This window comes from Corynebacterium glucuronolyticum DSM 44120 (assembly GCF_030440595.1).
In the GTDB taxonomy this organism is placed as follows: domain Bacteria; phylum Actinomycetota; class Actinomycetes; order Mycobacteriales; family Mycobacteriaceae; genus Corynebacterium; species Corynebacterium glucuronolyticum.
Map to the genome: position 1 here is coordinate 2,783,803 of NZ_CP047452.1, position 26,987 is coordinate 2,810,789.

The following is a 26,987-nucleotide window of genomic DNA, read 5'->3' on the forward strand; positions in this document are numbered from 1 at the left end:
GCTCGATAATATCCTTTCGTAGCCTATTGATAAAGGAGCCGCCGCTGTGATGGACGCACTCGTCTACCTCGTATCCGCCGTGCTCAAACTGTGGCACACCTTCCTCCACGGCGGACTCGGAGTCAACGAAAACATCGCCTGGATCCTCTCCTTCGTCGGCCTCATCATCACCGTCCGCAGCCTCATCGCACCCCTGGCCTGGAAGATGTACGTCTCCGCCCGCCGCACCGCCATCATGCGGCCACACATGGCCTCACTCAAAGAGGACTACCGCGGCAAACTGGACAAAGAAAGCCAAGCGGAGCTCTCCCGCAAATCCCAGCAGCTCATGGACGAGCACGAGGTCAACCCCATGGCCGGGTGCGCCCCCATGCTCATCCAATTCCCCGTCATCCTCGGCCTCTACCGCATGGTGTTGCGCATCGCCCGCCCCGAAGGCGGACTAGGCACATCACCGTACCCGTCCGTCGGCTTCCTCTCCTCCGCCGACGTCGGCTCCTTCCTGGAAACACGCGCCTTCGGGCTACCCATCGCCGCCTACGCCTCCATGCCTGAGGCGCAACTCAACGAACTGGGCACCACCGGCGACCACCTCGTCCACACCATCACCCCCATCGTCATCGCCGCCACCTGCTTCATGACGCTCAACATGATCCTGTCCACCATCCGCTCCTTTGAGACAATGGACTGGCGCAGCGGCTTCGCCGTCAACGTGAGCTTCTCCATGGTGTTCTTCGCCATCTACACCCCCTTCATGATCCTCACCCTCGCCTTCAACGGCCCCATCCCCGTGGCGATCATCTTCTACTGGTTTGTGAACAACTTCTGGACCATGTCACAACTCATCGTCCTGTGGACCATGCTGACTGTCCGCCACCCGCTCACCCCGGAATTCAAGGAATTCCGCGACGGCGCACGCCGCAAACGCTACGCGCCGGTGACGCTGCTGGTGAAGGCGCTGTGGGCGCGGCTGCGCGGGCGCGATGCCTCCGACTACGTGGCGGAGCGGCGCGCGCTGAAGGATGCGGCGAAGCTGCGGAAGAAGGAGGACAAGGCGTTTAAGAAGGAGAAGAAGCGGCTGAAGAAGGAGGAGGCTGCTGCGAAGAAGAAGAAGGTGTCGGCGGATTCTTCGGCGGAGAATCCGTCGGCGGAGGCGGAGGGGGCTTCCTCGGCGGAGGCATCCTCGGCTACCGAGTAGGGGCGGGGCCCGATTTCGCGCCCATATCAGTGCGCGCTTATTGCGCCGTTGCGCACAGCACCGGCTGCCACTCCTGCACGCTCGACAATCGCAAGCGACAGCGCTGGGTTAAGGAATTCCCATACAACTCTACTTATTGCGCCGTTGCGCACAGCACCGGCTGCCACTCCGGTGTGCTCGGCAATCGCAAGCGACAGCGCTGGGTTAGGGAATTTCCATGCAGCTCTACTTATTGCGCCGTTGCGCACAACCGGCCGACTCAAGCAGCGAGCGGACGCAAGGCAACATGAGCACGCCTACCCCGACGCGCAAAGCCCGACTCGCCAGTACCTTCCCCGCCGAATCCCGCATATCAGTGCGCACTTATTGCGCCGTTGCGCACAGCACCGGCTGCCACTCCGGCACGCTCGACAATCGCAAGCGACAGCGCCGGGTTAGGGAATTCCCATACAGCTCTACTTATTGCGCCGTTGCGCACACATGGATGGCATGGCGGGCAGGTGCGGGGAGACATCAGTATTTGTGGGTCATTTTAGTGCGCACTTATTGCGCCGTTGCGCACAGCAGCGGCTGCCACCCCGGCACGCTCGACAATCGCAAGAAGCAGCGCTGGGTTAGGAAATTTCCATACAGCTCTACTTATTGCGCCGTTGCGCTAGATGGAGTAGTCGGCGGCGGGTTCGCCGAGCAGCTGCTTGGCGAGGGTGCGGGCGAGGTCGAGGGGCTCGCGAGACTTCATGTGCTGGGCGTTGGTGATGCCACCGTCGATAAGAATCATGAGCTGACGGGCGATCGACTGGGACGGGTACCCGTTGCGCTCGGTGAGGAGCTCCGTCAAAGTGTTGAAAATCCAATCGCGGTGCTCGGCAACAGCAGCGACGATATTCTGCTCGCTCTCCGACTCCGGATTCGGGTACTCGCTGGCCGCATGGGTGAAGTGGGAACCGGGGTAGCCCTCCTTCTCCTGCTGGTCGATGACCTGATCGAACATGGCGTTGATCTTTGCCTCGGGGTCGGTGAGGTGCTCCGTGCGGCGCTCGAACTCTTCGGTCCACTTCTGCGCCATCTCATTAATGTAAGCAATGACGAGATTGTCCTTGGAACCAAACAACGAATACAGGGATGCCTTGGCTACATCGGCCTCGCGGAGGATGCGGTCAATACCAATGACGCGGATGCCTTCCGTGGTGAACAGGTTGGTTGCGCTGGCCAGCAGCCGCACACGCGGGCTCGGCCGGTCCCGTCTCCTGCTCTTCGCCTTCTTCGTTGTAGCCATACCCTAACAATAGCAAAACTAGACAGCCCAGTCTCTCCAAGACCCACCGCGCGGGACATAAAAAACCGCCCTCCGCGAAACGCGGAAGGCGGGCTAAGAGACGAGGCTACTTCTTCTTGGTGATGAAGCCCACGATCCAGAGCAGCAAGCACGCGCCAATGAGGCAGGTAATGAAGCTGAGGATCCAGTTACCGGTGGAGCCACCCAGGCCGAACAGGCCAAGGACCCAGCCACCGAGGAAGCCGCCAACAACACCAACGATGATGTTCAGGAACAAGCCCATCTGCTCATCAGTCTTCATAATCTTGGAGCCAATCCAACCGGCGAGGCCGCCAACGATAATCCAACCAAAGAAACCAAGTGCAGGTGACATAGAATATTCTCCTTAAAAACTAATACCGAACGGTTGTACTGGCCAGTATACGCATTAAAAGCGCGTTTGCCAGCCAGCGGAGAATTTGTTACCTAATCTTTGCAATCAGGGCGGACAACCATCATCGGGCAGGGAGCCGACTGCAGCAGAGCACGAGAGGTGGAGCCGAGCAGCATGCCCTTGAAGCCACCACGCCCATGGGATCCGACGACGAGGAGCTGAGCGCCCTCGGCGGCATCGGCAAGCGCACGGACCGGACGATCGCGGGTGATGATCTTCTCGACCTCCACATCCGGGAACTCCTCGGCGTAGCCGGCCAGACGCTCGGACAACAGCCGGTGCTGCTCCTCCTCGACCGCCTCCCACTGCTGCTGAGCGGCGGCGAGACCAGCAAGAGAGGCCTGCACCTGCATATCCATCCAGGTGTGGACAGCCTTCAGCTTGGCACCACGGGCGTGAGCCTCCTCGAAGGCGAGACGCGTGGCGCGCTCGGACACCTCGGAACCATCGACACCGACGACGACCGGACCGTACTTGTTATCCGGCGTCAGCTGGTTATCCTCACGGACGACGACCACCGGGCAGCACGCGTGGGACACAACGGCGGCGGAGACCGAACCCATGACCATGCCCGAAAGCCCACCGAGACCACGGGAACCCATGACGATCATCGTTGCGTCCTCAGCCATCTCGAGGAGCATATCGATGGGGCTACCCTCCGCAACCGTGTGGCCGATCTTGATGTTCGGAGCGATCCCCAAAGCGACCTTCTTGGCAGACTCGATCTTTTCCATGGTCTCGGCCTGAAGGTCGTCGTAAAGCTCCTGGGGCGGGATCATCCCCTCAGCGTAGAGGAACTGCGGCATGGAGTAGCTGGAAACCAGCTGGAGCGGGCAGTCGCGCTTGTTCGCCGTATTCGCGGCCCACGCGACGGCAACCTCCGCGGCCTTCGAGCCGTCGACGGCACAAACAATCAGTTCTTCCTTGGACATGATGAAAACCCTTCTCTCGCGGATACCTGACTTCAGTTTACCGGCAGGGGGTGGTTGGCCGGTAGCCTTTTTTACTCAATGGGGGGAAGAGTGTGGGGTGCGTCGGCGTTTGCCGGGAAGAGGACGTGGTACAGTGCCCTGATCACGTCGGCAATGGCCTTGCCGATGCCGTCGGAAGAGTAAGTAACAAACGCGTCTGTGAGAAAATCAAGGTTCATGCGCCCTATCGTACAGCCACTGCCCCCGCGCAACGGGCTCACCGCCTCCCGCGTGCGCGCACCGTATTCGATTGTGGCGCGCGATTTTTTGCGTTTGGTGATTGAAGGGCAGCGACACAGGCACCCATTAGATAATGCTCGTGCGTTGGATCGGCGGTTTGCCGCGGGGGAGGTGCGGGACCGGCGGGGGCAGGTGATTGCGCCGGGGCAGGTGTTGGCCGCTGGGGAGGACGTGTACTTCTACCGCATGCCGGCGCCGGAGCCGCATGTGCCTTTTTCTATTTCTCCTGTGTATGAAGATGCGCGCATACTTGTGGTGAACAAGCCGCCATTTTTGGCGACCGTGCCGAAGGGGGCGCACATTACGGAGACAGCCGTCGTGCGGCTGCGGCGGGCGACGGGGAATGAGGAGCTCTCCCCCGCGCACCGCTTGGATCGGCACACCAGTGGGTTGCTGCTGTTCACGAAGTCGCGGGCATTTCGGGGCGCGTACCAGGAGATGTTTGCCCGGCGTCAGGTGGAAAAGACGTATCATGCTGTGTCTTCTGTGCCTTCGGCTGTTGCGCCGGGAACCGTGTGGCGGTCGCGGATCTCCAAGGTGCCAGGCGATTTGCAGGCGCACACGGTTGACGGGGAAGTTAATGCTGAGACGCATGTGGTTTCTGTTTCTGGGCGGGTGCACGTGTTGGCGCCGCATACGGGGAAAACGCACCAGCTCAGGCTTCATATGTGCGAGGCCGGCGTGCCCATCGTGAACGATCCGCTGTACCCCGCCATCCGCAACGACCTCATGGACGACTTCACGCGGCCTTTGGGGCTCACGGCGTACTCGCTGCGGTTCGAGGACCCGGTGGATGGGCGGGAGCGGGAGTTTTCGCTGTAGGTTTTGCTGGGGCTTCAGCGGGGTGCGAGAAAAAGGTAGACGGATTCTGTGTAGCAGGTTTGACCACCTGGAACGCTGGGGGCGACCCGGAAATAGCCGTCTACTTTTTGCCAGGAGAGGTGGTTACGCTCGTGAACACGCGGACAACCCGTACCCGAATACCTGTGGGAACCGCGAGCGATCACATGCCAAATGAGAAGCCGCCTACTTAGCTTTCGAGGTAATAGCGGATAACTCGCTTATCTTCTAGATCGCGGACTTTTTGAATGTGGCTGTTCTTCTGCAGGCTGCGGTATACCTGGTTTGATGTGAGTCCCGTTGCTGCCAGCCTGGACCTGATGGTGGCGCTCTAATGGAGGGCGTAGACAAAAGGTAACCGGATCTAGGGTAGCAGATCTGACCACCTGGGAATTCCGCAGGTTTGCAGCAACAAAACCGTAAGTTTTGTCACGGGCGGTTTCTGGTCGTCGTGGGGGCGTGGACAAAAGGTACCGCGAGCAACTGTGTGGGGCGGGCCAGGCTTTGAAAAAGAATGTGCATTGCACCTTTTACTGCACTACAACGGCTTTTTGTCGGCCCCTTCACTGCTCTGCAACGAATGTAGATTGCAATGTTCATTGCACTGCAATCTACTTTGCAATGTACTTTGCAATCTACTTTGCACAGCCCCGGCGTTCCTGTGCCTATGTAATGTAGAGGTATGTCTGGAACAGCCCGTGCAGTGGATATTGTGAAAACGTATGGAAGCGGTGACACGCTGGTCACCGCACTCGACCACGTTTCCATAGAGTTCCGGGAGGGGGAGTTCACGGCCATCATGGGGCCGAGTGGCTCTGGGAAGTCGACGCTCATGCACACTATGGCGGGGCTCGACTCGATCACCTCCGGTCAAGCGTTTATCGGCGATGTGGATGTGAGCACGCTGAATGATAAGGAGCTGACGGATCTGCGTCGTGACGAGCTGGGGTTTGTGTTCCAGTCGTTCAACCTCGTGCCGACGCTGACGGCTGCGGAAAACATCACGCTGCCGACAGATATTGCCGGCCGTGAGGTGGACTACGAGTGGTACCAACTTGTTGTGAACAAGTTGGGACTAGGTGAGCGACTGGGGCACCGGCCGAGCGAGCTCTCCGGCGGGCAACAGCAACGCGTGGCCGTGGCGCGGGCGCTGGTGAGCAGGCCACGGATCATTTTTGGCGACGAGCCGACCGGCAACCTGGACTCCAATGCCTCGACGGAGGTGCTGGCGATTCTGCGCAATTCCGTGGACGAGTGGGGGCAGACCGTGGTTATTGTGACCCATGATGCGACTGCGGCGAGCTATGCCGACCGCGTCGTGTTCCTTGACGACGGGCGGATCACGAAGGAGCTCGTCAAGCCCACGACGGAGGAGATCCTCGAGACGATGGCGGGGCTGAACTGATGGGGAAACATACGTTAAAGGCGCGTCGGCGTCAGCCGACGCGGGCGCCGCGTAAGCGGACGCGGGCGCCGCTCGCGAGGGTGAGCTGGCGGAACGTGCTCGCGCACAAGGTGCGACTGCTGCTCACGGTGCTTGCTGTTGTGCTTGGGACTGCGTTCATTGCGGGGTCGTCCATCCTCACGGCGGGGCTGTCTAACACGTTTGACCAGATGGCGACGTCGCGGTACGCGGATGTGGACCTCGTCATGGGGTCGACAATGGGGCTGACGGATAATGCGCCGATTGAAGCGGTCGCTGACCTGCGGGGACGCGAGGATGTGGAGAGGGTGGAGCCCTCGTCAAGCCATGCGACCTCGATTGTGGTGGCGACGCCGGCGGGCGAGCCGCTGAAGCTCACGCCTGGGGGCGCCTCGCAAGGCGTGATCTGGGTAGATGAGGTGGCCGGGACGCTCGATAGCGGCAGCGCGCCGACGGGGGCGGACGAGATGCTGCTGGACAGCGAATCGGCGAAGAAAGCCGAGGTCGCGCCCGGGGATGTTCTCGATGTGGTGACGCCGAAGGGGCGGTCCACGAAGACCGTCACCGGCACATTCACGCCGGCGATGATGGGGACCGGGCTGGTCAGCGTCGCCTTTGATGAGCAGACGTACATCGACGAGTTCACCGACGGGAAGCACCTCTACGAGATCGCGATCTCGCTGAGGGACGGCACGGACGTAGACGCGCTCACGGAAAAGCTGAAGGCGCAGTACCCGGGGGTGGAATTCCAGACCGGGCAGGCCATCGCCGACAAGCTGACCAGCATGATCACCGACTCGCTTAGCTTTGTGAACTACTTCCTGTGGGCGTTTGCCGGCATCGCGCTCGTGGTGGGCACCTTCATCATCACCAACACGTTCTCCATGATCGTGGCGCAGCGCACGCGGGAGTTTGCGCTGCTGCGGGCACTGGGGACCTCGCGGCGACAGATCACGCGGAGCGTCATTGTGGAGGCGATCATCGTTGGGCTCATCGGCTCCGCACTCGGCGTCATCGCAGGGTGGGGGCTCGTGCAGGCGCTCATGGAGATCGCCGCCAGCCGCGGGGCGGTGCTCAGCCCCGGCACCTTCATGCTCACGCCCCAATCGATTATTGTGCCCGTAGTACTCGGGGTCCTCGTGACCGTGCTCGCCGCCTGGTCACCGGCCCGCCGGGCGGGGGCCGTCCACCCGGTGCAGGCGATGCGCGCAGGCGACCAGAGCTCCTCAGACTCGCTGCGAGGACGGACGATCGCTGGTGGGGTGCTGATCGTGGGCGGTATTCTCGCGGGACTCGTCGGTGCGCTCACACCGAGCTATTCGACGGGCTCCCGCGCGTGGTGCATGGCCGGCGGGTCGCTGGCGCTCATCCTCGGGGCCTGGTTTGCGGGGCCCGCGCTGGCGCGCGTATGCACAGCCATCCTGGGGTTTTTCGTGGCGACGCCCTTCGGAGCCGTCGGCAAGCTAGCGTCAACGAACGCACGGCGAACGCCGAGACGGACCGCAGCCACAGCCTTCGCCCTCACGCTCGGGCTCGCGCTGGTCACGTCCGTGGGCGCGCTCGGGGCGACGATGAAAAACAGCCTCACCGGACAGCTGGATACGTCCGTGACCGCGGATTTTGTGCTCACCGGGCCCGGCGGGGCGAGCGGTAGTAGCACGCTTACGATTCCGCGGGAGGTCTCCGACAAGGTAGCTGACCTGCCGGAAGTGGACGATGTGATGACCATGTCGAAGGCGCCGATTTTTGTTAACGAGGTGCCGATGTCCGACTCGTTTGGCACGCCGGGGTCGCCGGTGGCCACGCGGGCGCCGCGCGGGTTCACCGACATGCCACTGGTAGACGGCACGCTGGAGATCGGCAACGGCGTGCTGCTCGCCGAGACCATGGCTGAGAGGTTCGGGATCGGCGTGGGCGCGCAGGTGCAGCTGGCGTCGTTGGATGGGCACACGACGACCGCGCCCGTGGTCGGCACATACGGGCAGGCAGTGGGCATCGGGCGCGCGATTATCGCGGAGCCGCTGGCCGCGCGGATCGTCTCCGGCAATGACATCAAGACCGACCTCATCTACGTCCGGCTCACCGACGGCGTCACGCCGGAGGAAGGCCGCGCCGCGATTGAGAAGGTCACAGACCCGTACCTCGTCGTCTCCGTCAAAGACAAGGAGCAGTACTCCAACAGCTACGCGAACCTCATCGACCAGATGCTGACCATTTTGTACCTGCTGCTCGGGCTCGCCGTGCTCGTCGCCATTTTGGGGATCGTGAACACGCTCGCGCTATCCATTACTGAGCGGCGGCAGGAGATCGGCATGCTCCGCGCCGTGGGCACGCATGCGCGGCAGGTCAGGGGCATGATCTACATCGAATCCGTGATCATCGCCATTTACGGCGCGCTGCTGGGCACCGGCATCGGGCTGTTTATTGGCTGGGGCTTTTTGCGGGCTTTGGCCGGGGTCGGCATCGAGGAGATCGTCATGCCCTGGGGGCAAATCGCGCTCATGTTCGCCGCATCCGGCGTCATTGGGGTGCTCGCTGCCGCCATCCCTGCGCGCTCCGCAGCAGCGACGAGCCCGCTGGAGGCGATTGCGGAGGAGTAGGGGTTTGGCGGGGCGTCGAAAAGCGGAGACTACAGTTCCCCGAGGTCAGCGAAAGGAGTCAAGAGTGGCCGTGGGTGCGCGGGGATGGCGCGTTTGTCGAAATCCTCGTACTCGACCGGATAGCTCGTGCCGACGATGCCCCACGAACCGTCGGCCGAATACGTCAAGGCCCAGAACGGGAAGCGCTGGAAGGCCCGCTCCATGCCAGCCGGGCGGGCCATCGACTCCAGCCGGTAGTGCTCACCCACCGTCACCGCGATGACGCCGACCGTGGGGCCGGTGCCGAAGTCCTTCTCGAACGAGGGGCCCGAGAAATCGCCCATATCGACGGCGCGGATGGTCTCGAAGGTGCCGATGGGGTGGGCTTCGGCTGCGTCGAAGTTAACGAGGACAAAGGTGAGCGTATCCTGCGTCGCATTCTCCAGAACCGGCGCCAATTGCACGAGGAGACCGCCCATATGGGCAAGCGCAAACCGGTACGTAGCATCACTCGTCATCGTGGCCCCCTTTTAATTCCATCGTACGCAGGAACAAACAGGTAAGCGCGTGTGCTACTGATACGCGGGGTAATCGGTGTAACCCTCGGAGCCGCTGCCGTAGACGGTGGCCTGGTTGAGCTCGTTTTCCGGAAGGTTGTTCTCCCAGCGGTAGGCGAGGTCCGGGTTCGCCATGGCGCGTCGGCCGACGGAGACCGCCTCCGCGTGGCCTGCGGCCACGATCTGCTCGGCATCCTGCTTCGTGGTCACCGTGCCAAAGCCCGTATTGAGAACGAGGTTTTGCCCCCTGCGGAGCTCCTGGACGAGCGAATCGGCAGGATCCGGGTTCATGACGTGAAGGAATGCGAGACGCGGGATGTTGCGGGCGAAGGTGAGATACGTCCTCGCGGTCTCCTCCGGGTCGGTTTCGTCAGCGCCCTGAATGTTCTGGCCGGGCGACAGGCGAATGGCGACCTTGTCCGCGCCGATAGCGTCCGCAACCTTATTGGTCACCTCCGTGGCGAAGAGGGAACGGTCCGTGCCGTAGGCGTCGTCGCGGGTGTTAGCCGCCGGGGAGAAGAACTGGTTAATAAGGTACCCGTTCGCGCCGTGGAGCTCAATGCCGTCGAAACCAGCGGCGATGGCGCGCTCGGCCGCCTGCACGAACTCGTCCTCGATCTGGCCGATCTCAGCCGCGGTAAGCGAATGCGGGACCGGGGCCGGGGCCTTGCCCTCCTTAAGGCGGATCGGATTCGGGGCGGCGATAGCGCTCGGGGCCACGATGCGGCCGGTGCCCGTGATCTCCTCGTGGGAAATGCGGCCGCCGTGCATGATCTGCAGGAAAATCTTCCCACCCGCTGTGTGGACGGCGTCGGTCACCTTCTGCCAGGCGTCGCGGTGTGCGGCGGTGGCGATGCCGGGCTGGTTGTACCAGGTGCGGCCCTCGATCGTGGGCCACGTCCCCTCGGCGATAATGAGGCCGAGGCCCGCGCGCTGGCGATAATGCTCGACGAGAAGGTCATTGGGGGTGCCGTCGAGGTCCGCGCGGGTGCGGGTGAGGGGGGCCATGACGATGCGGTTTTTCAGTTCGGTGCTTCCAAAGGTTACCGGTTCATACAATGTTGTCATGTCCCGCAACAATACTCTTATATGACGGTGGGTGGGGAATTGGCTGATGGATAGCGGGCGCGAACGTTTGGGTGCGCGTTTGGTTGCATAGAAAAGACCGGCCCGCGAACTGGTGTTCGTGGGCCGGTCTTTTATGTTTGTGGTCGGCGGTGTCCTACTCTCCCACATCCTCCCGGGTGCAGTACCATCGGCGTTGGTTGGCTTAGCTTCCGGGTTCGGAATGGGACCGGGCGTTTCCCAACCACTATCGCCACCGACACGTCTTAATTTGGGCGTGTTGTTTTTCATTTATCTTTTCGTCGTCGGCGTCAGCCGACGGTGTGGTGTGTCTGATATTGCATAGTGGACCACGTGTGATTCGTTGTTCGCGTTTAGTGTTTGTAGCAGGTTATAGTGTTTTTTAAAATATGGTTATTAGTACCAGTCACCTTCGGTGGTTACCCACCTTCCAATTCTGGCCTATCAACCCCATCGTCTATAGGGAACCTAAGAAACCTTATCTTGAAACAGGCTTCCCGCTTAGATGCTTTCAGCGGTTATCCTTCCCGTACGTAGCCAACCAGCCGTGCCACGGGCGTGACAGCTGGCACACTAGAGGTACGTCCATCCCGGTCCTCTCGTACTAGGGACAGCCTTTCTCAAGTTTCTTAACGCGCGCGGCGGATAGAGACCGAACTGTCTCACGACGTTCTGAACCCAGCTCGCGTGCCGCTTTAATGGGCGAACAGCCCAACCCTTGGGACCTACTCCAGCCCCAGGATGCGACGAGCCGACATCGAGGTGCCAAACCATCCCGTCGATATGAACTCTTGGGGAAGATCAGCCTGTTATCCCCGGGGTACCTTTTATCCGTTGAGCGACACCACTTCCGTACATCGGTGCCGGATCACTAGTCCCTACTTTCGTACCTGCTCGACATGTCCGTCTCACAGTCAAGCTCCCTTATGCACTTACACTCTAAACACCTGATTGCCAACCAGGCTGAGGGAACCTTTGGGCGCCTCCGTTACATTTTGGGAGGCAACCGCCCCAGTTAAACTACCCACCAGGCACTGTCCTTGAAACCAGATCATGGCCCGAAGTTAGACATCCAATCCGATCAGAGTGGTATTTCACCTTCCGACTCCACGCGCACTAGCGTGCACGCCTCAACGTCTCCCACCTATGCTACACAAACCGAACCGAACACCAATACCAAGCTATAGTGAAGGTCCCGGGGTCTTTTCGTCCTGCCGCGCGAAACGAGCATCTTTACTCGTACTGCAATTTCACCGGGCCTATGGTCGAGACAGCAGAGAAGTCGTTACGCCATTCGTGCAGGTCGGAACTTACCCGACAAGGAATTTCGCTACCTTAGGATGGTTATAGTTACCACCGCCGTTTACTGGGGCTTAAATTCTCCGCTTCGACCACAAAATGATCTAACAGGTCCTCTTAACCTTCCAGCACCGGGCAGGCGTCAGTCCGTATACATCGAATTAACCTTCTTCGCACAGACCTATGTTTTTGGTAAACAGTCGCTTCCCTCTATTCTCTGCGCCCCACAACCGCACTAGTTGCTGTCAGCAACGGTCATGGGTCCCCCTTCTCCCGAAGTTACGGGGGCATTTTGCCGAATTCCTTAACCATAGTTCACCCGTTCGCCTTAGTATTCTCAACCTGACCACCTGTGTCGGTTTGGGGTACGGGCCACACTTGCACTCGCTAGAGGCTTTTCTCGACAGCACAGGATCACCACCATCACCCTTTAACAGGCTACGCATCACGCCTCACACATAAATGAGAACGGCATTTAACACGTCCTCGTGCCACACGCTTACACCACAATCCACTAAGTGGCGCGGCTACCCTACTGTGTCACCCCATCACGTGGCTACTACCACATCAGGTCCCACACACAAAAAACAACACCCCACATCAAAAATGCAGGAAAACGTTGATCTCCATGGGTGGTTAGTATCAATGATTCACCATTTGTCGCACATGCGCGGGTACCAGAATATCAACTGGTTATCCATCGACTACGCCTGTCGGCCTCGCCTTAGGTCCCGACTCACCCTGGGAAGACCAGCTTCACCCAGGAACCCTTAGTCATCCGGCGGGTAGGATTTCCACCTACCATTCGCTACTCATGCCTGCATTCTCACTCGCACACACATCCACCAACCGTTACCAGCAGGCTTCACACAATGCACGACGCTCCCCTACCCAAAAACAAAAAACATTCTTGCCGCGGTTTCGGCGGTGTACTTAAGCCCCACTACATTGTCGGCGCACAACCACTTAACCAGTGAGCTATTACGCACTCTTTCAAGGATGGCTGCTTCTAAGCCAACCTCCTGGCTGTCATCGCGATTACACATCCTTTTCCACTTAGCACACCCTTAGGGGCCTTAACCGGCGATCTGGGCTGTTTCCCTCTCGACTACGAAGCTTATCCCCCGCAGTCTCACTGCCGTGGACCATACATACGGCATTCGGAGTTTGGCTGACGTCACTAAGACAAAATCCCGCTCAATCAACCAGTAGCTCTACCTCCGCAGCACTACCAACGACGCTGCACCTAAATGCATTTCGGGGAGAACCAGCTATCACGGAGTTTGATTGGCCTTTCACCCCTACCCACAACTCATCCCCGCAGTTTTCAACCTACGTGGGTTCGCGCCTCCACAAAGTCTTACCCTTGCTTCACACTGGCCATGGGTAGATCACCCCGCTTCGGGTCCAGAACATGCCACCAACACCCTACATTAGGATTCGGTTTCCCTCCAGCTACCTACAACAAATAGTTAACTTTAAAGCGACATGCCGCTGACTCGCAGGCTCATTCTTCAAAAGGCACGCCATCACCCCATTAAAAGAGGCTCTGACGGATTGTCAACACACGGTTTCAGGAACTATTTCACTCCCCTCCCGGGGTACTTTTCACCATTCCCTCACGGTACTCATACACTATCGGTCACAAGCAAGTTATCAGACTTACCGGACGGTCCCGGCAGATTCACAGCAGATTCCACGAGCCCACTGCTACTCGGGGACACCACGCACACCCAAGCACACACATTTCACGTACAGGACTCTCACCTACTCCGGCAGGCGATTCCACACCACTTCCGCTACGCATGCGCTAAAGGCTGGTGGCAAAAAGGTTGACCACCAACGCAGACCCCACAACCCCACACACAACACCCCAACCAAGGCATCACGCTGCATGCAGTTTAGTCAAAAATTCGCTTTCGTTCGCCACTACTCACAAAATCACAATTGTTTTCTTACACACCAGGTACTAAGATGTTTCACTTCCCCGGCCACTCCCGCACAACTATGAATTCATCATACGGTAACCCCCATCACTGAGGGCTAGGTTTCCCCATTCGGACATCCTCGGATCAACGCTCATACGGCAACTCCCCGAGGCTTAACGCAGCCCACCACGTCCTTCATCAGCTTGCCATGCCCAGGCATCCACCGTGTGCCTAAAAAATAAAAAACACAAACACAATGCCACAATCAAAAAACTAAAACATGAACAAAAAAGAAATCACACGCGTCCACTATACAATTCACACACACCACACCACCACAACCAAAAAACAAGAAAACAAAAACCCTGTCTTTCAACCATGGTGACCAAAAGGAACAACACATATTGCCCCAGACACCCAACAGCATGCCAATGCACCACCACATGTTTTTCACGTTCAACACAATCCTTGCAGCACCCACATATTGGGCGGCTCACCCGTTTTGCATCCACGCTGGATTCAAAACTTTAGGCGCGGTCACACCTGCGGCGACACAAACACCTGCATCCCCTACCAACCATGAGTGCCAGTAGAAGAAAAAAATAATAAATAAAACTCCTTAGAAAGGAGGTGATCCAGCCGCACCTTCCGGTACGGCTACCTTGTTACGACTTCGTCCCAATCGCCAATCCCACCTTCGACCACTCCCCCCGGAAAACCGGTTGGGCCATGGGCTTCGGGTGTTACCAACTTTCATGACGTGACGGGCGGTGTGTACAAGGCCCGGGAACGTATTCACCGCAGCACTGCTGATCTGCGATTACTAGCGACTCCGACTTCATGGGGTCGAGTTGCAGACCCCAATCCGAACTGAGACTGGCTTTCGCGATTAGCTCCACCTCACGGTGTCGCACACGCACTGTACCAGCCATTGTAGCATGTGTGAAGCCCTGGACATAAGGGGCATGATGATTTGACGTCATCCCCACCTTCCTCCGAGTTAACCCCGGCAGTCTCTCACGAGTCCCCACCACAACGTGCTGGCAACATAAGACAAGGGTTGCGCTCGTTGCGGGACTTAACCCAACATCTCACGACACGAGCTGACGACAACCATGCACCACCTGTAAATGAGCCACAAGGGACGAACTATCTCTAGCCCAATCTCACATATGTCAAGCCCAGGTAAGGTTCTTCGCGTTGCATCGAATTAATCCACATGCTCCGCCGCTTGTGCGGGCCCCCGTCAATTCCTTTGAGTTTTAGCCTTGCGGCCGTACTCCCCAGGCGGGGCGCTTAAAGCGTTAGCTACGGCACAAACCCCGTGGAAGGGACTCACACCTAGCGCCCACCGTTTACAGCATAGACTACCAGGGTATCTAATCCTGTTCGCTACCCATGCTCTCGCTCCTCAGCGTCAGTAACTGCCCAGAGACCTGCCTTCGCCATCGGTGTTCCTCCTGATATCTGCGCATTTCACCGCTACACCAGGAATTCCAGTCTCCCCTACAGCACTCAAGCAATGCCCGTATCGCCTGCCAACCAAAAGTTAAGCCCCTGGATTACACAGACGACGCGACACACCACCTACGAGCCCTTTACGCCCAGTAAATCCGGACAACGCTCGCACCCTACGTATTACCGCGGCTGCTGGCACGTAGTTAGCCGGTGCTTCTTATCCAGGTACCGTCAAAAAAACTTCGTCCCTGACGAAAGGAGTTTACAACCCGAAGGCCTTCATCCCCCACACGGCGTCGCTGCATCAGGCTTCCGCCCATTGTGCAAAATTCCCCACTGCTGCCTCCCGTAGGAGTCTGGGCCGTATCTCAGTCCCAATGTGGCCGCACACCCTCTCAGGCCGGCTACCCGTCGCCGCCTTGGTAGGCCATTACCCCACCAACAAGCTGATAGGCCGCAAGCTCATCCCACACCAGAAAAACCTTTCCACCACACCAACCACGATGCGGTCCTATAGGGTATTAGACCCAGTTTCCCAAGCTTATCCCCCAGTGCAGGGCAGATCACTTACGTGTTACTCACCCGTTCGCCACTCGAGCACCCTTGCAAGCAAGGGCCTTTCCGTTCGACTTGCATGTGTTAAGCACGCCGCCAGCGTTCATCCTGAGCCAGGATCAAACTCTCCAACAAAAAATAAGTTGAACAAGCAAAAAACAGCTCAAACCAAAAAAAATAAAACGTTCCAAAAGAACAAAAGCGTAAAGAAAAAAGTAAACAAAAAACAATGATGGCCTCAACGAGAAAACCACCACCACAATGTCAACAAAATTCTTGAAGCGCCACATCCACCAAAACGAAACCAAAACGGAAACGCCTTGTACAGAGCCAGATGACAGCCCCCCAGCCACAAAACCAGAAAACCACACCCAACAAGCACCACAAAAACCTGTCAAACAAACAAAAAGTAGTACATCAACACACTATCGAGTTCTCACACAACATGCCGCACAAAATCCACGCTCGACCACATCGAGCCGCTTCAAAAGCGCGAGTTCACATATTAACCAGGAAGTAAACAAAAGTCAAAACCCAGTCAACAACCACACCAACAACCAAAACAACCAAAAAGCTTTTAGGCCCCCGATGCGGTGAAAACAACAATAAACCACACACCAACAAAACCACAAACCCGCAGGTAAATAGGGGTTATTTTGGACAGAAGACCCCACGTTAACTTCTCATGAACTCGTTTAGAAACCTGTGTGGGCATGCGAAAAGAGGGAGGAGCAGAGATTGTCTCTCTGCTCCTCCCTTTTTCATGTTTGTGGTCGGCGGTGTCCTACTCTCCCACATCCTCCCGGGTGCAGTACCATCGGCGTTGGTTGGCTTAGCTTCCGGGTTCGGAATGGGACCGGGCGTTTCCCAACCACTATCGCCACCGACACGTCTTAATTTGGGCGTGTTGTTTTTCATTTATCTTTTCGTCGTCGGCGTCAGCCGACGGTGTGGTGTGTCTGATATTGCATAGTGGACCACGTGTGATTCGTTGTTCGCGTTTAGTGTTTGTAGCAGGTTATAGTGTTTTTTAAAAGTATGGTTATTAGTACCAGTCACCTTCGGTGGTTACCCACCTTCCAATTCTGGCCTATCAACCCCATCGTCTATAGGGAACCTAAGAAACCTTATCTTGAAACAGGCTTCCCGCTTAGATGCTTTCAGCGGTTATCCTTCCCGTACGTAGCCAACCAGCCGTGCCACGGGCGTGACAGCTGGCACACTAGAGGTACGTCCATCCCGGTCCTCTCGTACTAGGGACAGCCTTTCTCAAGTTTCTTAACGCGCGCGGCGGATAGAGACCGAACTGTCTCACGACGTTCTGAACCCAGCTCGCGTGCCGCTTTAATGGGCGAACAGCCCAACCCTTGGGACCTACTCCAGCCCCAGGATGCGACGAGCCGACATCGAGGTGCCAAACCATCCCGTCGATATGAACTCTTGGGGAAGATCAGCCTGTTATCCCCGGGGTACCTTTTATCCGTTGAGCGACACCACTTCCGTACATCGGTGCCGGATCACTAGTCCCTACTTTCGTACCTGCTCGACATGTCCGTCTCACAGTCAAGCTCCCTTATGCACTTACACTCTAAACACCTGATTGCCAACCAGGCTGAGGGAACCTTTGGGCGCCTCCGTTACATTTTGGGAGGCAACCGCCCCAGTTAAACTACCCACCAGGCACTGTCCTTGAAACCAGATCATGGCCCGAAGTTAGACATCCAATCCGATCAGAGTGGTATTTCACCTTCCGACTCCACGCGCACTAGCGTGCACGCCTCAACGTCTCCCACCTATGCTACACAAACCGAACCGAACACCAATACCAAGCTATAGTGAAGGTCCCGGGGTCTTTTCGTCCTGCCGCGCGAAACGAGCATCTTTACTCGTACTGCAATTTCACCGGGCCTATGGTCGAGACAGCAGAGAAGTCGTTACGCCATTCGTGCAGGTCGGAACTTACCCGACAAGGAATTTCGCTACCTTAGGATGGTTATAGTTACCACCGCCGTTTACTGGGGCTTAAATTCTCCGCTTCGACCACAAAATGATCTAACAGGTCCTCTTAACCTTCCAGCACCGGGCAGGCGTCAGTCCGTATACATCGAATTAACCTTCTTCGCACAGACCTATGTTTTTGGTAAACAGTCGCTTCCCTCTATTCTCTGCGCCCCACAACCGCACTAGTTGCTGTCAGCAACGGTCATGGGTCCCCCTTCTCCCGAAGTTACGGGGGCATTTTGCCGAATTCCTTAACCATAGTTCACCCGTTCGCCTTAGTATTCTCAACCTGACCACCTGTGTCGGTTTGGGGTACGGGCCACACTTGCACTCGCTAGAGGCTTTTCTCGACAGCACAGGATCACCACCATCACCCTTTAACAGGCTACGCATCACGCCTCACACATAAATGAGAACGGCATTTAACACGTCCTCGTGCCACACGCTTACACCACAATCCACTAAGTGGCGCGGCTACCCTACTGTGTCACCCCATCACGTGGCTACTACCACATCAGGTCCCACACACAAAAAACAACACCCCACATCAAAAATGCAGGAAAACGTTGATCTCCATGGGTGGTTAGTATCAATGATTCACCATTTGTCGCACATGCGCGGGTACCAGAATATCAACTGGTTATCCATCGACTACGCCTGTCGGCCTCGCCTTAGGTCCCGACTCACCCTGGGAAGACCAGCTTCACCCAGGAACCCTTAGTCATCCGGCGGGTAGGATTTCCACCTACCATTCGCTACTCATGCCTGCATTCTCACTCGCACACACATCCACCAACCGTTACCAGCAGGCTTCACACAATGCACGACGCTCCCCTACCCAAAAACAAAAAACATTCTTGCCGCGGTTTCGGCGGTGTACTTAAGCCCCACTACATTGTCGGCGCACAACCACTTAACCAGTGAGCTATTACGCACTCTTTCAAGGATGGCTGCTTCTAAGCCAACCTCCTGGCTGTCATCGCGATTACACATCCTTTTCCACTTAGCACACCCTTAGGGGCCTTAACCGGCGATCTGGGCTGTTTCCCTCTCGACTACGAAGCTTATCCCCCGCAGTCTCACTGCCGTGGACCATACATACGGCATTCGGAGTTTGGCTGACGTCACTAAGACAAAATCCCGCTCAATCAACCAGTAGCTCTACCTCCGCAGCACTACCAACGACGCTGCACCTAAATGCATTTCGGGGAGAACCAGCTATCACGGAGTTTGATTGGCCTTTCACCCCTACCCACAACTCATCCCCGCAGTTTTCAACCTACGTGGGTTCGCGCCTCCACAAAGTCTTACCCTTGCTTCACACTGGCCATGGGTAGATCACCCCGCTTCGGGTCCAGAACATGCCACCAACACCCTACATTAGGATTCGGTTTCCCTCCAGCTACCTACAACAAATAGTTAACTTTAAAGCGACATGCCGCTGACTCGCAGGCTCATTCTTCAAAAGGCACGCCATCACCCCATTAAAAGAGGCTCTGACGGATTGTCAACACACGGTTTCAGGAACTATTTCACTCCCCTCCCGGGGTACTTTTCACCATTCCCTCACGGTACTCATACACTATCGGTCACAAGCAAGTTATCAGACTTACCGGACGGTCCCGGCAGATTCACAGCAGATTCCACGAGCCCACTGCTACTCGGGGACACCACGCACACCCAAGCACACACATTTCACGTACAGGACTCTCACCTACTCCGGCAGGCGATTCCACACCACTTCCGCTACGCATGCGCTAAAGGCTGGTGGCAAAAAGGTTGACCACCAACGCAGACCCCACAACCCCACACACAACACCCCAACCAAGGCATCACGCTGCATGCAGTTTAGTCAAAAATTCGCTTTCGTTCGCCACTACTCACAAAATCACAATTGTTTTCTTACACACCAGGTACTAAGATGTTTCACTTCCCCGGCCACTCCCGCACAACTATGAATTCATCATACGGTAACCCCCATCACTGAGGGCTAGGTTTCCCCATTCGGACATCCTCGGATCAACGCTCATACGGCAACTCCCCGAGGCTTAACGCAGCCCACCACGTCCTTCATCAGCTTGCCATGCCCAGGCATCCACCGTGTGCCTAAAAAATAAAAAACACAAACACAATGCCACAATCAAAAAACTAAAACATGAACAAAAAAGAAATCACACGCGTCCACTATACAATTCACACACACCACACCACCACAACCAAAAAACAAGAAAACAAAAACCCTGTCTTTCAACCATGGTGACCAAAAGGAACAACACATATTGCCCCAGACACCCAACAGCATGCCAATGCACCACCACATGTTTTTCACGTTCAACACAATCCTTGCAGCACCCACATATTGGGCGGCTCACCCGTTTTGCATCCACGCTGGATTCAAAACTTTAGGCGCGGTCACACCTGCGGCGACACAAACACCTGCATCCCCTACCAACCATGAGTGCCAGTAGAAGAAAAAAATAATAAATAAAACTCCTTAGAAAGGAGGTGATCCAGCCGCACCTTCCGGTACGGCTACCTTGTTACGACTTCGTCCCAATCGCCAATCCCACCTTCGACCACTCCCCCCGGAAAACCGGTTGGGCCATGGGCTTCGGGTGTTACCAACTTTCATGACGTGACGGGCGGTGTGTACAAGGCCCGGGAACGTATTCACCGCAGCACTGCTGATCTGCGATTACTAGCGACTCCGACTTCATGGGGTCGAGTTGCAGACCCCAATCCGAACTGAGACTGGCTTTCGCGATTAGCTCCACCTCACGGTGTCGCACACGCACTGTACCAGCCATTGTAGCATGTGTGAAGCCCTGGACATAAGGGGCATGATGATTTGACGTCATCCCCACCTTCCTCCGAGTTAACCCCGGCAGTCTCTCACGAGTCCCCACCACAACGTGCTGGCAACATAAGACAAGGGTTGCGCTCGTTGCGGGACTTAACCCAACATCTCACGACACGAGCTGACGACAACCATGCACCACCTGTAAATGAGCCACAAGGGACGAACTATCTCTAGCCCAATCTCACATATGTCAAGCCCAGGTAAGGTTCTTCGCGTTGCATCGAATTAATCCACATGCTCCGCCGCTTGTGCGGGCCCCCGTCAATTCCTTTGAGTTTTAGCCTTGCGGCCGTACTCCCCAGGCGGGGCGCTTAAAGCGTTAGCTACGGCACAAACCCCGTGGAAGGGACTCACACCTAGCGCCCACCGTTTACAGCATAGACTACCAGGGTATCTAATCCTGTTCGCTACCCATGCTCTCGCTCCTCAGCGTCAGTAACTGCCCAGAGACCTGCCTTCGCCATCGGTGTTCCTCCTGATATCTGCGCATTTCACCGCTACACCAGGAATTCCAGTCTCCCCTACAGCACTCAAGCAATGCCCGTATCGCCTGCCAACCAAAAGTTAAGCCCCTGGATTACACAGACGACGCGACACACCACCTACGAGCCCTTTACGCCCAGTAAATCCGGACAACGCTCGCACCCTACGTATTACCGCGGCTGCTGGCACGTAGTTAGCCGGTGCTTCTTATCCAGGTACCGTCAAAAAAACTTCGTCCCTGACGAAAGGAGTTTACAACCCGAAGGCCTTCATCCCCCACACGGCGTCGCTGCATCAGGCTTCCGCCCATTGTGCAAAATTCCCCACTGCTGCCTCCCGTAGGAGTCTGGGCCGTATCTCAGTCCCAATGTGGCCGCACACCCTCTCAGGCCGGCTACCCGTCGCCGCCTTGGTAGGCCATTACCCCACCAACAAGCTGATAGGCCGCAAGCTCATCCCACACCAGAAAAACCTTTCCACCACACCAACCACGATGCGGTCCTATAGGGTATTAGACCCAGTTTCCCAAGCTTATCCCCCAGTGCAGGGCAGATCACTTACGTGTTACTCACCCGTTCGCCACTCGAGCACCCCAGCAAGCTGGGGCCTTTCCGTTCGACTTGCATGTGTTAAGCACGCCGCCAGCGTTCATCCTGAGCCAGGATCAAACTCTCCAACAAAAAATAAGTTGAACAAGCAAAAAACAGCTCAAATCCAAAAAAAATAAAAACGTTCCAAAAGAACAAAAGCGTAAAGAAAAAAGTAAACAAAAAAATGATGGCCTCAACGAGAAAACCACCACCACAATGTCAACAAAATTCTTGAAGCGCCACATCTAATACGCGCCCAAAAAACGGACGCCTACAGAGCCAGATGACAGCCCCCCAGCCACAAAACCAGAAAACCACACCCAACAAGCACCACAAAAACCTGTCAAACAAACAAAAAGTAGTACATCAACACACTATCGAGTTCTCACACAACATGTTCCCACACTAAATGAACCCTTGAAAGGGCTACCATAGCGGGGGATTCGTTGGTTCGTGACCAACGAGGGATAACAATAGCACACCGAGGTATTAACGCAAATCCGCAGGTCAGGAGAGGGTGACAGGGGAGGAAACCGAGAAACCGACCGTCGACAAGCCAAAAAATGGTGTGCCGACGGAAACTTTTTCCAGGCCACCCCCTTGAGTTATACCTTCCGAACCATTTTCAGGCATGCTTGAAGGGAACATTTAATAAAGGACGGATTTAGGAGCCATGCTTGAAAGAACAATGGTGTTCGTGGACACCTCCTATTTACTTGCGAGTTTTTACAATTCGTGGGAGACAGGCGCCCGCGCACAATTAGAAATTGACCTCCCTGAGGTCGTAGCCCAACTGAAAGGAATGATCGAAGACCAATTAGGACAACCCATCCACCGGCAAATGTGGTACGACGGAATCCCCGACTCCGGACCACACCGCTACCACCGCGCACTACGCGCATGTAACGGCGTGCAACTACGGGTCGGACAACTCATCGAATGGGGAGAACGCCGCACACAAAAGGCCGTGGATACGAGACTCGTCGCCGACCTCGTGCTCGCCGGCGTGCATCAGACCTGCTCAGACGCCGTACTCGTATCCGGCGACGCCGACATGATCCCCGGCGTCAACGAGGCAACGAACTCCGGCGTGCGGGTCCACCTCTACGGATTCGGCTGGGATTCCATGTCCTCGGCGCTGCGCCACGCATGCGACACGACGACCATCCTCGACCCGCGGGAAGACTTCGCCGACTGCATGCAGCTGCATGTGCTCGAGGGGCCGCTGCCGCCGGTCGTGCCGTCGGTGAAGCCCATCGGCGACGCGGAGCCCCTGGAGGTGGCCGAATCCACGCTTATCCCGCAGGAGGCCGCGGAGGCGGGCAAGCTGCCGGAGGCTTCTGTCGGCGGGAGTCCGGCGGGATCGCCGGACGATGGGTCGCCTGCAGAATCGTGGCCGACGCGGCCCGGCGAACCGGCGGACAGGGACGATGCCGTCAGCTCGCTCTCCGACCCGCGGACGTCAATGTCGCAGGACAACGACAACTCCGACGAGGCGATGGAACACGACATCGTCACCGGGGCGGAGGCGAAGAAGCCCACGCCGGCGGATGTCGCGGCGAAGGCGGGTGCTGCGGGCGCGGGCGGAGACCCCGGTTCGGCTGCTGGCGCGGACGCGGACTCCGACTCGGATTCCGGCGCGGATGTGGACGCGGAATCCGGAGAGGAGAAGAAGCCGACCCCGAACCCCTCGATGATGGCACCGCGGCGCAAACTGCGCTCGCGGTACGTGCCGCTACCGAACGAGGTGTGGGCCTCCGCAGGCTTCCAAACCCCGTTTGACGTGGGACAACAGTACGCCTCGTGGTGGTACGATCACGCGGCGACGGCCGATCAGCGCGACTCCGCGCACATGCTCTCCGGCGGCGGACTGCCCCCGGAGATCGACCGGCCACTCCTCCAATTCGCATGCGAGACGCTTCACGAATACACGCTGAGCGAAACGCAACGCGTCAACCTGCGCGACGGGTTCCACTCTGGAATCCGCGGCGTTCTAGTAAACATCAACAAACGGAAATAAATGTTCACGTGCGCTTCCGACGCACAGGCCCCGTCCAACACGTTGGACGGGGCCTGTTTTATGTTGGGGGCCGGTTTTATGTCGGGGGTTATTTCTTCTCGGGGGCGTCCGCGGGCGTTGCTGCCGGCTTTTCTTCCGGCTTCTCCGCAGGCTTCTCGACGGGTTCTTCTGCCGGGGTTTCCTGCGGAGTCTCGGCGGGCTTCTCGGCGGGCTTCTCCGCGGGCTCGGAAGCGATCGCTTCCTGCTTGTTTTCCTCCTGCATCGCGGCGCGGATTTCGGCAAGGCGAGCGTTGGCCTTCATGTCCGTGCCCGAGGAGGTGATCTCCGACATTTGGGAGGTCACGGCGTTCTGGGTGAGCTCCTGGGCGCCGAGGGCGTCGGCGTAGCGGCGCTCGATCTTGTCGCGAACCTGATCAAGAGTGGGGACGGAGGGGTCGCGATCGATAGAGCCGATCTGATCGTTCGCGCGGGCGGCGGTCTCCTGCATCTTCACCTGGCGGGCCTGGCCACGAAGCTGATCAATGGAGCTCATCTGCTGGTGGTAATTGGCCTGCGACTTCTTCGCCTGCGCCGTCGCCTGATCGGCGGCGACCACGGCCTGCTCGTACATAACCTTCGTCTCATTGATCTGGTTCTCCACAGCAACCAACTGGGAGGCGCAGATCTCCGCCGAACTGGTGTACTTGGCAGCGCGCTCCGCGTTGCCCTCGGCCTGGGCCTGATCGGCGACCTGGAGGGCAGTCTTTGTCTTCTCCTGCAGATACTGCTGATCCTTGAGGAGGCGATTCAGCTTCAGCTCCAGGGCTTTCTTATCGCCGACGATCTTCGCGGCCTGCTCCTGGATCTCCGCCGCCTGTTTCTTCGTCTCCTCGGCAGCCTGGTTGATCTGAACCTCCGGATCGGCGTTATCCTCGATCTTCTTATCTAATGACGAGGTGAGGTACTTCCACCCCTTCTTGAACGGGTTAGCCATGATCCACGAGCTCCTTATCTAATCTCACTCGGCCAACGAGGACATCACAACTGGCCTTTTAGTGAACATTCTATGCTGTTTGCGCCTCCCGCGCGCGCAATAGCAAGAGAAACCCCCGCCGCACGCGTGCGGCGGGGGATAGGCAGGCGTTTTCTAGTTGTTTTCCTGCTGGGCTGCGACCTGGCGACGGACGTCGTCCATGTCGAGGCCCTTAACCTGCTGGATAAGGTTCTCAAGAGCCGGTGCAGGGAGGGCGCCGGCCTCGCGGTACACGAGGATCTGATCGCGGAAGATCATGAGGGTGGGGATGGACTGAATCTGCAGAGCAGCAGCCAGACCCTGGTTAGCCTCGGTGTCTAGCTTGCCGAAGACAGCGTCCGGGTGATCCTCGGAAGCCTTCTCAAATGTGGGGCCGAAGGCGCGGCAGGGGCCGCACCAGCTGGCCCAGCAATCGACAAGCACAATGCCATCCTTCTGGATGGTTTCCTGAAAGTTCTGTTCGTTAACCTCGATTGTTGCCATATTACGTAACTCCTTAAACAGGTTTTCAGCTTTCGTACCACTGCAACGATACAGAACGAGGATTCATTCCAACCACTCGGCAACTAGGCCGGTGGCTCCTCCGGCGGCGGAACGGCATCGCGCATACCCGGCCGGGCGAGATCACGGAAGCGCGAGTAATGCAGCTGGTGGGCGACGGAGATGGTGTCCAGCGGGCCGCCGCGGTGCTTGGCCAGGATGATATCGGCCTCGCCGGCGCGCTCATTATCCTGCTCGCCGGCGGCGGAATCCGGGCGGTAGAGGAGCATGACGATGTCGGCGTCCTGCTCCAGCGAACCGGACTCACGCAGATCCGCAAGCTGCGGGCGCTTATCCGTACGGCTTTCCGGGCCACGGTTCAACTGGGAGATCGCGATGACAGGAACATCGAGCTCCTTGGCCAACAGCTTCAACTGGCGGGAGAATTCTGAGACCTCCTGCTGGCGGGACTCCACGCGCTTGTTGGAGCTCATAAGCTGGAGGTAGTCGACGACGACGAGGTCGAGGCCGACGTTGGTGGCGATCTGACGCGCCTTGGAGCGGATCTCCATCATCGTGAGGTTGGAAGAATCGTCAATATAGAGCTTGGCGTTTTCGATGCGTCCCATCGTGTTGGCGAGCTTATTCCACTGCGTATCCTCCATTTTGCCGGAGCGCATGTCCGTCAGCTTGATGTCCGCCTCCGCGGAGAGGATCCTCATGACGATCTCGTTTTTGGACATCTCCAGGGAGAAGATGACGGAGGTCTGATCGTGGGCGATGCTCGCGGAGCGGACGAAGTCGAGGGCGAGGGTGGACTTACCGACGCCCGGGCGGGCGGCGATGATGATCATCTGGCCGCCGTGGAGACCGTTGGTGACCGCATCGAGATCCACAAAACCTGTGGGCACGCCAGCGGCGAGACCACCGTGAGCGGCGATCTCATCGAGTTCCTCCATGGTGGGCCCGAGGAGATCCGCAAGGATCTGGTAATCCTCCTGCGCACCCTCGCGCTGCACCTCGAAGACGGCCTGCTGGGCGAGGTCGACGGCCTGATCCGCGTCGATGCCGGACTCCGACTGGTGGCCCAACTGAACGACGCGGGTGCCGGCGGCGACGAGCTGGCGGAAGGTGGCCTTCTCGGCGACGATATTGGCGTAGTAGCGGGCATTGGCGGCGGTGGGCACCGAATGCACGAGGGTGTGCAGGTACGGGGCACCACCGGCGCGCTCGAGGTTGTTATCGCGCTCCAAGCGGGAGGCGAGGATGAGGGAATCGATCTCCTGGTTCTCACTGAACAGGTCAATGATGGTGGAGTAGATGATGCGGTGCATCGGGCGGTAGAAATCATCCGGCTTGAGGACCTCCAACACGTCCGTGAGGACGTAGGGGGAGGACAGGATGGCGCCGAGGACGCCCTGCTCCGCCTCGATATCGTGCGGGGGGAGGCGGCCCGCCTCAAAGGCAGGCGCCGGCATATCCTCAGCGGCAGGCGGCTCGCTGGGAAGGTAGGCATCATCAAAGCTGGGGTTGGTCACCGCATCACACATCCTTACTCGGTCAGGATTACACCATAGCGCGAACCACCCACCCGTACGAAAAGGTTTAGAACAGGCGTTCGGACGGGTGTGCGAAGAGGGTGCTGACCGCTAAGAATGGGGAGTTATCCACAACTATTCCACAGGGATTTCCACAGGG

14 protein-coding genes, 6 rRNA genes and 2 pseudogenes are annotated in these 26,987 nt (G+C 57.8%); 6 read left to right on the forward strand and 16 right to left on the reverse strand.

From position 1 onward, the window contains the following. Positions 1 to 49: 49 nt before the first annotated feature. Positions 50 to 1,198: a membrane protein insertase YidC gene (yidC, locus tag CGLUCO_RS12655; RefSeq protein WP_084036399.1), complete on the forward strand. Its 1,149-nt coding sequence runs from the start codon at positions 50 to 52 to the stop codon at positions 1,196 to 1,198. Positions 1,199 to 1,224: 26 nt separating this feature from the next. Here the strand turns inward: yidC and CGLUCO_RS12660 are convergent, their stop codons facing one another. The 5 genes from CGLUCO_RS12660 to CGLUCO_RS12680 form a co-directional block, all read right to left on the reverse strand. Next, positions 1,225 to 1,446: a hypothetical protein gene (locus CGLUCO_RS12660; RefSeq protein ID WP_301387014.1), complete on the reverse strand. Its 222-nt coding sequence runs from the start codon at positions 1,444 to 1,446 to the stop codon at positions 1,225 to 1,227. Positions 1,447 to 1,853: 407 nt separating this feature from the next. Continuing rightward, positions 1,854 to 2,474, reverse strand: a complete 621-nt coding sequence (locus CGLUCO_RS12665; RefSeq protein WP_084036398.1) for a TetR/AcrR family transcriptional regulator — start codon at positions 2,472 to 2,474, stop codon at positions 1,854 to 1,856. Between the two features lie 106 nt (positions 2,475 to 2,580). After that, positions 2,581 to 2,847, reverse strand: coding sequence for a GlsB/YeaQ/YmgE family stress response membrane protein (locus tag CGLUCO_RS12670; RefSeq protein ID WP_005388061.1), 267 nt, complete (start codon positions 2,845 to 2,847; stop codon positions 2,581 to 2,583). A gap of 92 nt (positions 2,848 to 2,939) precedes the next feature. Next, complete coding sequence (locus CGLUCO_RS12675) at positions 2,940 to 3,839, reverse strand: universal stress protein (RefSeq protein ID WP_084036397.1); 900 nt, start codon at positions 3,837 to 3,839, stop codon at positions 2,940 to 2,942. A gap of 71 nt (positions 3,840 to 3,910) precedes the next feature. Continuing rightward, a complete protein-coding gene (locus tag CGLUCO_RS12680; RefSeq protein WP_198481457.1) occupies positions 3,911 to 4,057 on the reverse strand; it encodes a hypothetical protein in 147 nt (48 codons plus the stop codon). Here CGLUCO_RS12680 and CGLUCO_RS12685 point away from each other — a divergent pair. The 3 genes from CGLUCO_RS12685 (at position 4,056) to CGLUCO_RS12695 (ending at position 8,981) form a co-directional block, all read left to right on the forward strand. Beyond that, positions 4,056 to 4,940 (forward strand): pseudouridine synthase, encoded by an 885-nt coding sequence (locus tag CGLUCO_RS12685; protein WP_084036396.1) that lies wholly within the window; start codon positions 4,056 to 4,058, stop codon positions 4,938 to 4,940. The two genes, CGLUCO_RS12680 and CGLUCO_RS12685, sit on opposite strands and share 2 nt — an antisense overlap. A gap of 700 nt (positions 4,941 to 5,640) precedes the next feature. Further along, positions 5,641 to 6,363, forward strand: a complete 723-nt coding sequence (locus CGLUCO_RS12690; protein WP_005394457.1) for an ABC transporter ATP-binding protein — start codon at positions 5,641 to 5,643, stop codon at positions 6,361 to 6,363. Between the two features lie 95 nt (positions 6,364 to 6,458). After that, the gene (locus CGLUCO_RS12695; RefSeq protein ID WP_232621934.1) at positions 6,459 to 8,981 is read left to right on the forward strand and encodes an ABC transporter permease; all 2,523 of its coding nucleotides are present in this window, start codon (positions 6,459 to 6,461) and stop codon (positions 8,979 to 8,981) included. A gap of 29 nt (positions 8,982 to 9,010) precedes the next feature. On the opposite strand, the gene CGLUCO_RS12700 is transcribed toward CGLUCO_RS12695, so the two are convergent. The 8 genes from CGLUCO_RS12700 to CGLUCO_RS12735 all read right to left on the reverse strand — a co-directional run bounded on the left by CGLUCO_RS12700 (position 9,011) and on the right by CGLUCO_RS12735 (position 21,867). Then, positions 9,011 to 9,478: a hypothetical protein gene (locus tag CGLUCO_RS12700; RefSeq protein WP_084036394.1), complete on the reverse strand. Its 468-nt coding sequence runs from the start codon at positions 9,476 to 9,478 to the stop codon at positions 9,011 to 9,013. Between the two features lie 54 nt (positions 9,479 to 9,532). Further along, entirely contained in the window at positions 9,533 to 10,585 is a 1,053-nt protein-coding gene (locus tag CGLUCO_RS12705; RefSeq protein ID WP_084036393.1) for an alkene reductase, read from the reverse strand. Between the two features lie 141 nt (positions 10,586 to 10,726). Continuing rightward, positions 10,727 to 10,843 (reverse strand): 5S ribosomal RNA (rrf, locus tag CGLUCO_RS12710). Positions 10,844 to 10,978: 135 nt separating this feature from the next. Next, positions 10,979 to 14,077, reverse strand: a 23S ribosomal RNA gene (locus CGLUCO_RS12715). Positions 14,078 to 14,453: 376 nt separating this feature from the next. Further along, positions 14,454 to 15,978 (reverse strand): 16S ribosomal RNA (locus tag CGLUCO_RS12720). A 636-nt stretch (positions 15,979 to 16,614) separates the two neighbouring features. Next, positions 16,615 to 16,731: ribosomal RNA gene (rrf, locus tag CGLUCO_RS12725) — 5S ribosomal RNA — on the reverse strand. 135 nt (positions 16,732 to 16,866) lie between these two features. Then, positions 16,867 to 19,966: ribosomal RNA gene (locus CGLUCO_RS12730) — 23S ribosomal RNA — on the reverse strand. A 376-nt stretch (positions 19,967 to 20,342) separates the two neighbouring features. After that, a 16S ribosomal RNA gene (locus CGLUCO_RS12735) occupies positions 20,343 to 21,867 on the reverse strand. The 16S, 23S and 5S rRNA genes sit together here, the layout of an rRNA operon. A gap of 583 nt (positions 21,868 to 22,450) precedes the next feature. On the opposite strand from CGLUCO_RS12735, the pseudogene CGLUCO_RS13140 reads away from it, so the two are divergent. Together CGLUCO_RS13140 and CGLUCO_RS13145 are read left to right on the forward strand one after the other, a co-directional pair. Continuing rightward, positions 22,451 to 23,021, forward strand: a pseudogene (locus tag CGLUCO_RS13140) (NYN domain-containing protein); the annotation flags it as partial. A gap of 431 nt (positions 23,022 to 23,452) precedes the next feature. Next, positions 23,453 to 23,797, forward strand: a pseudogene (locus CGLUCO_RS13145) (NYN domain-containing protein); the annotation flags it as partial. Between the two features lie 88 nt (positions 23,798 to 23,885). Here the strand turns inward: CGLUCO_RS13145 and CGLUCO_RS12745 are convergent. From CGLUCO_RS12745 to dnaB, 3 genes are all read right to left on the reverse strand, one after another. Then, entirely contained in the window at positions 23,886 to 24,770 is an 885-nt protein-coding gene (locus tag CGLUCO_RS12745) for a PspA/IM30 family protein (protein ID WP_084036442.1), read from the reverse strand. Positions 24,771 to 24,923: 153 nt separating this feature from the next. Next, a complete protein-coding gene (gene trxA, locus CGLUCO_RS12750) occupies positions 24,924 to 25,292 on the reverse strand; it encodes a thioredoxin (RefSeq protein ID WP_005391654.1) in 369 nt (122 codons plus the stop codon). A gap of 83 nt (positions 25,293 to 25,375) precedes the next feature. Beyond that, on the reverse strand, positions 25,376 to 26,839 hold the full coding sequence (gene dnaB / locus CGLUCO_RS12755) for a replicative DNA helicase (protein WP_005391653.1): 1,464 nt from the start codon (positions 26,837 to 26,839) through the stop codon (positions 25,376 to 25,378). Positions 26,840 to 26,987: the final 148 nt, after the last annotated feature.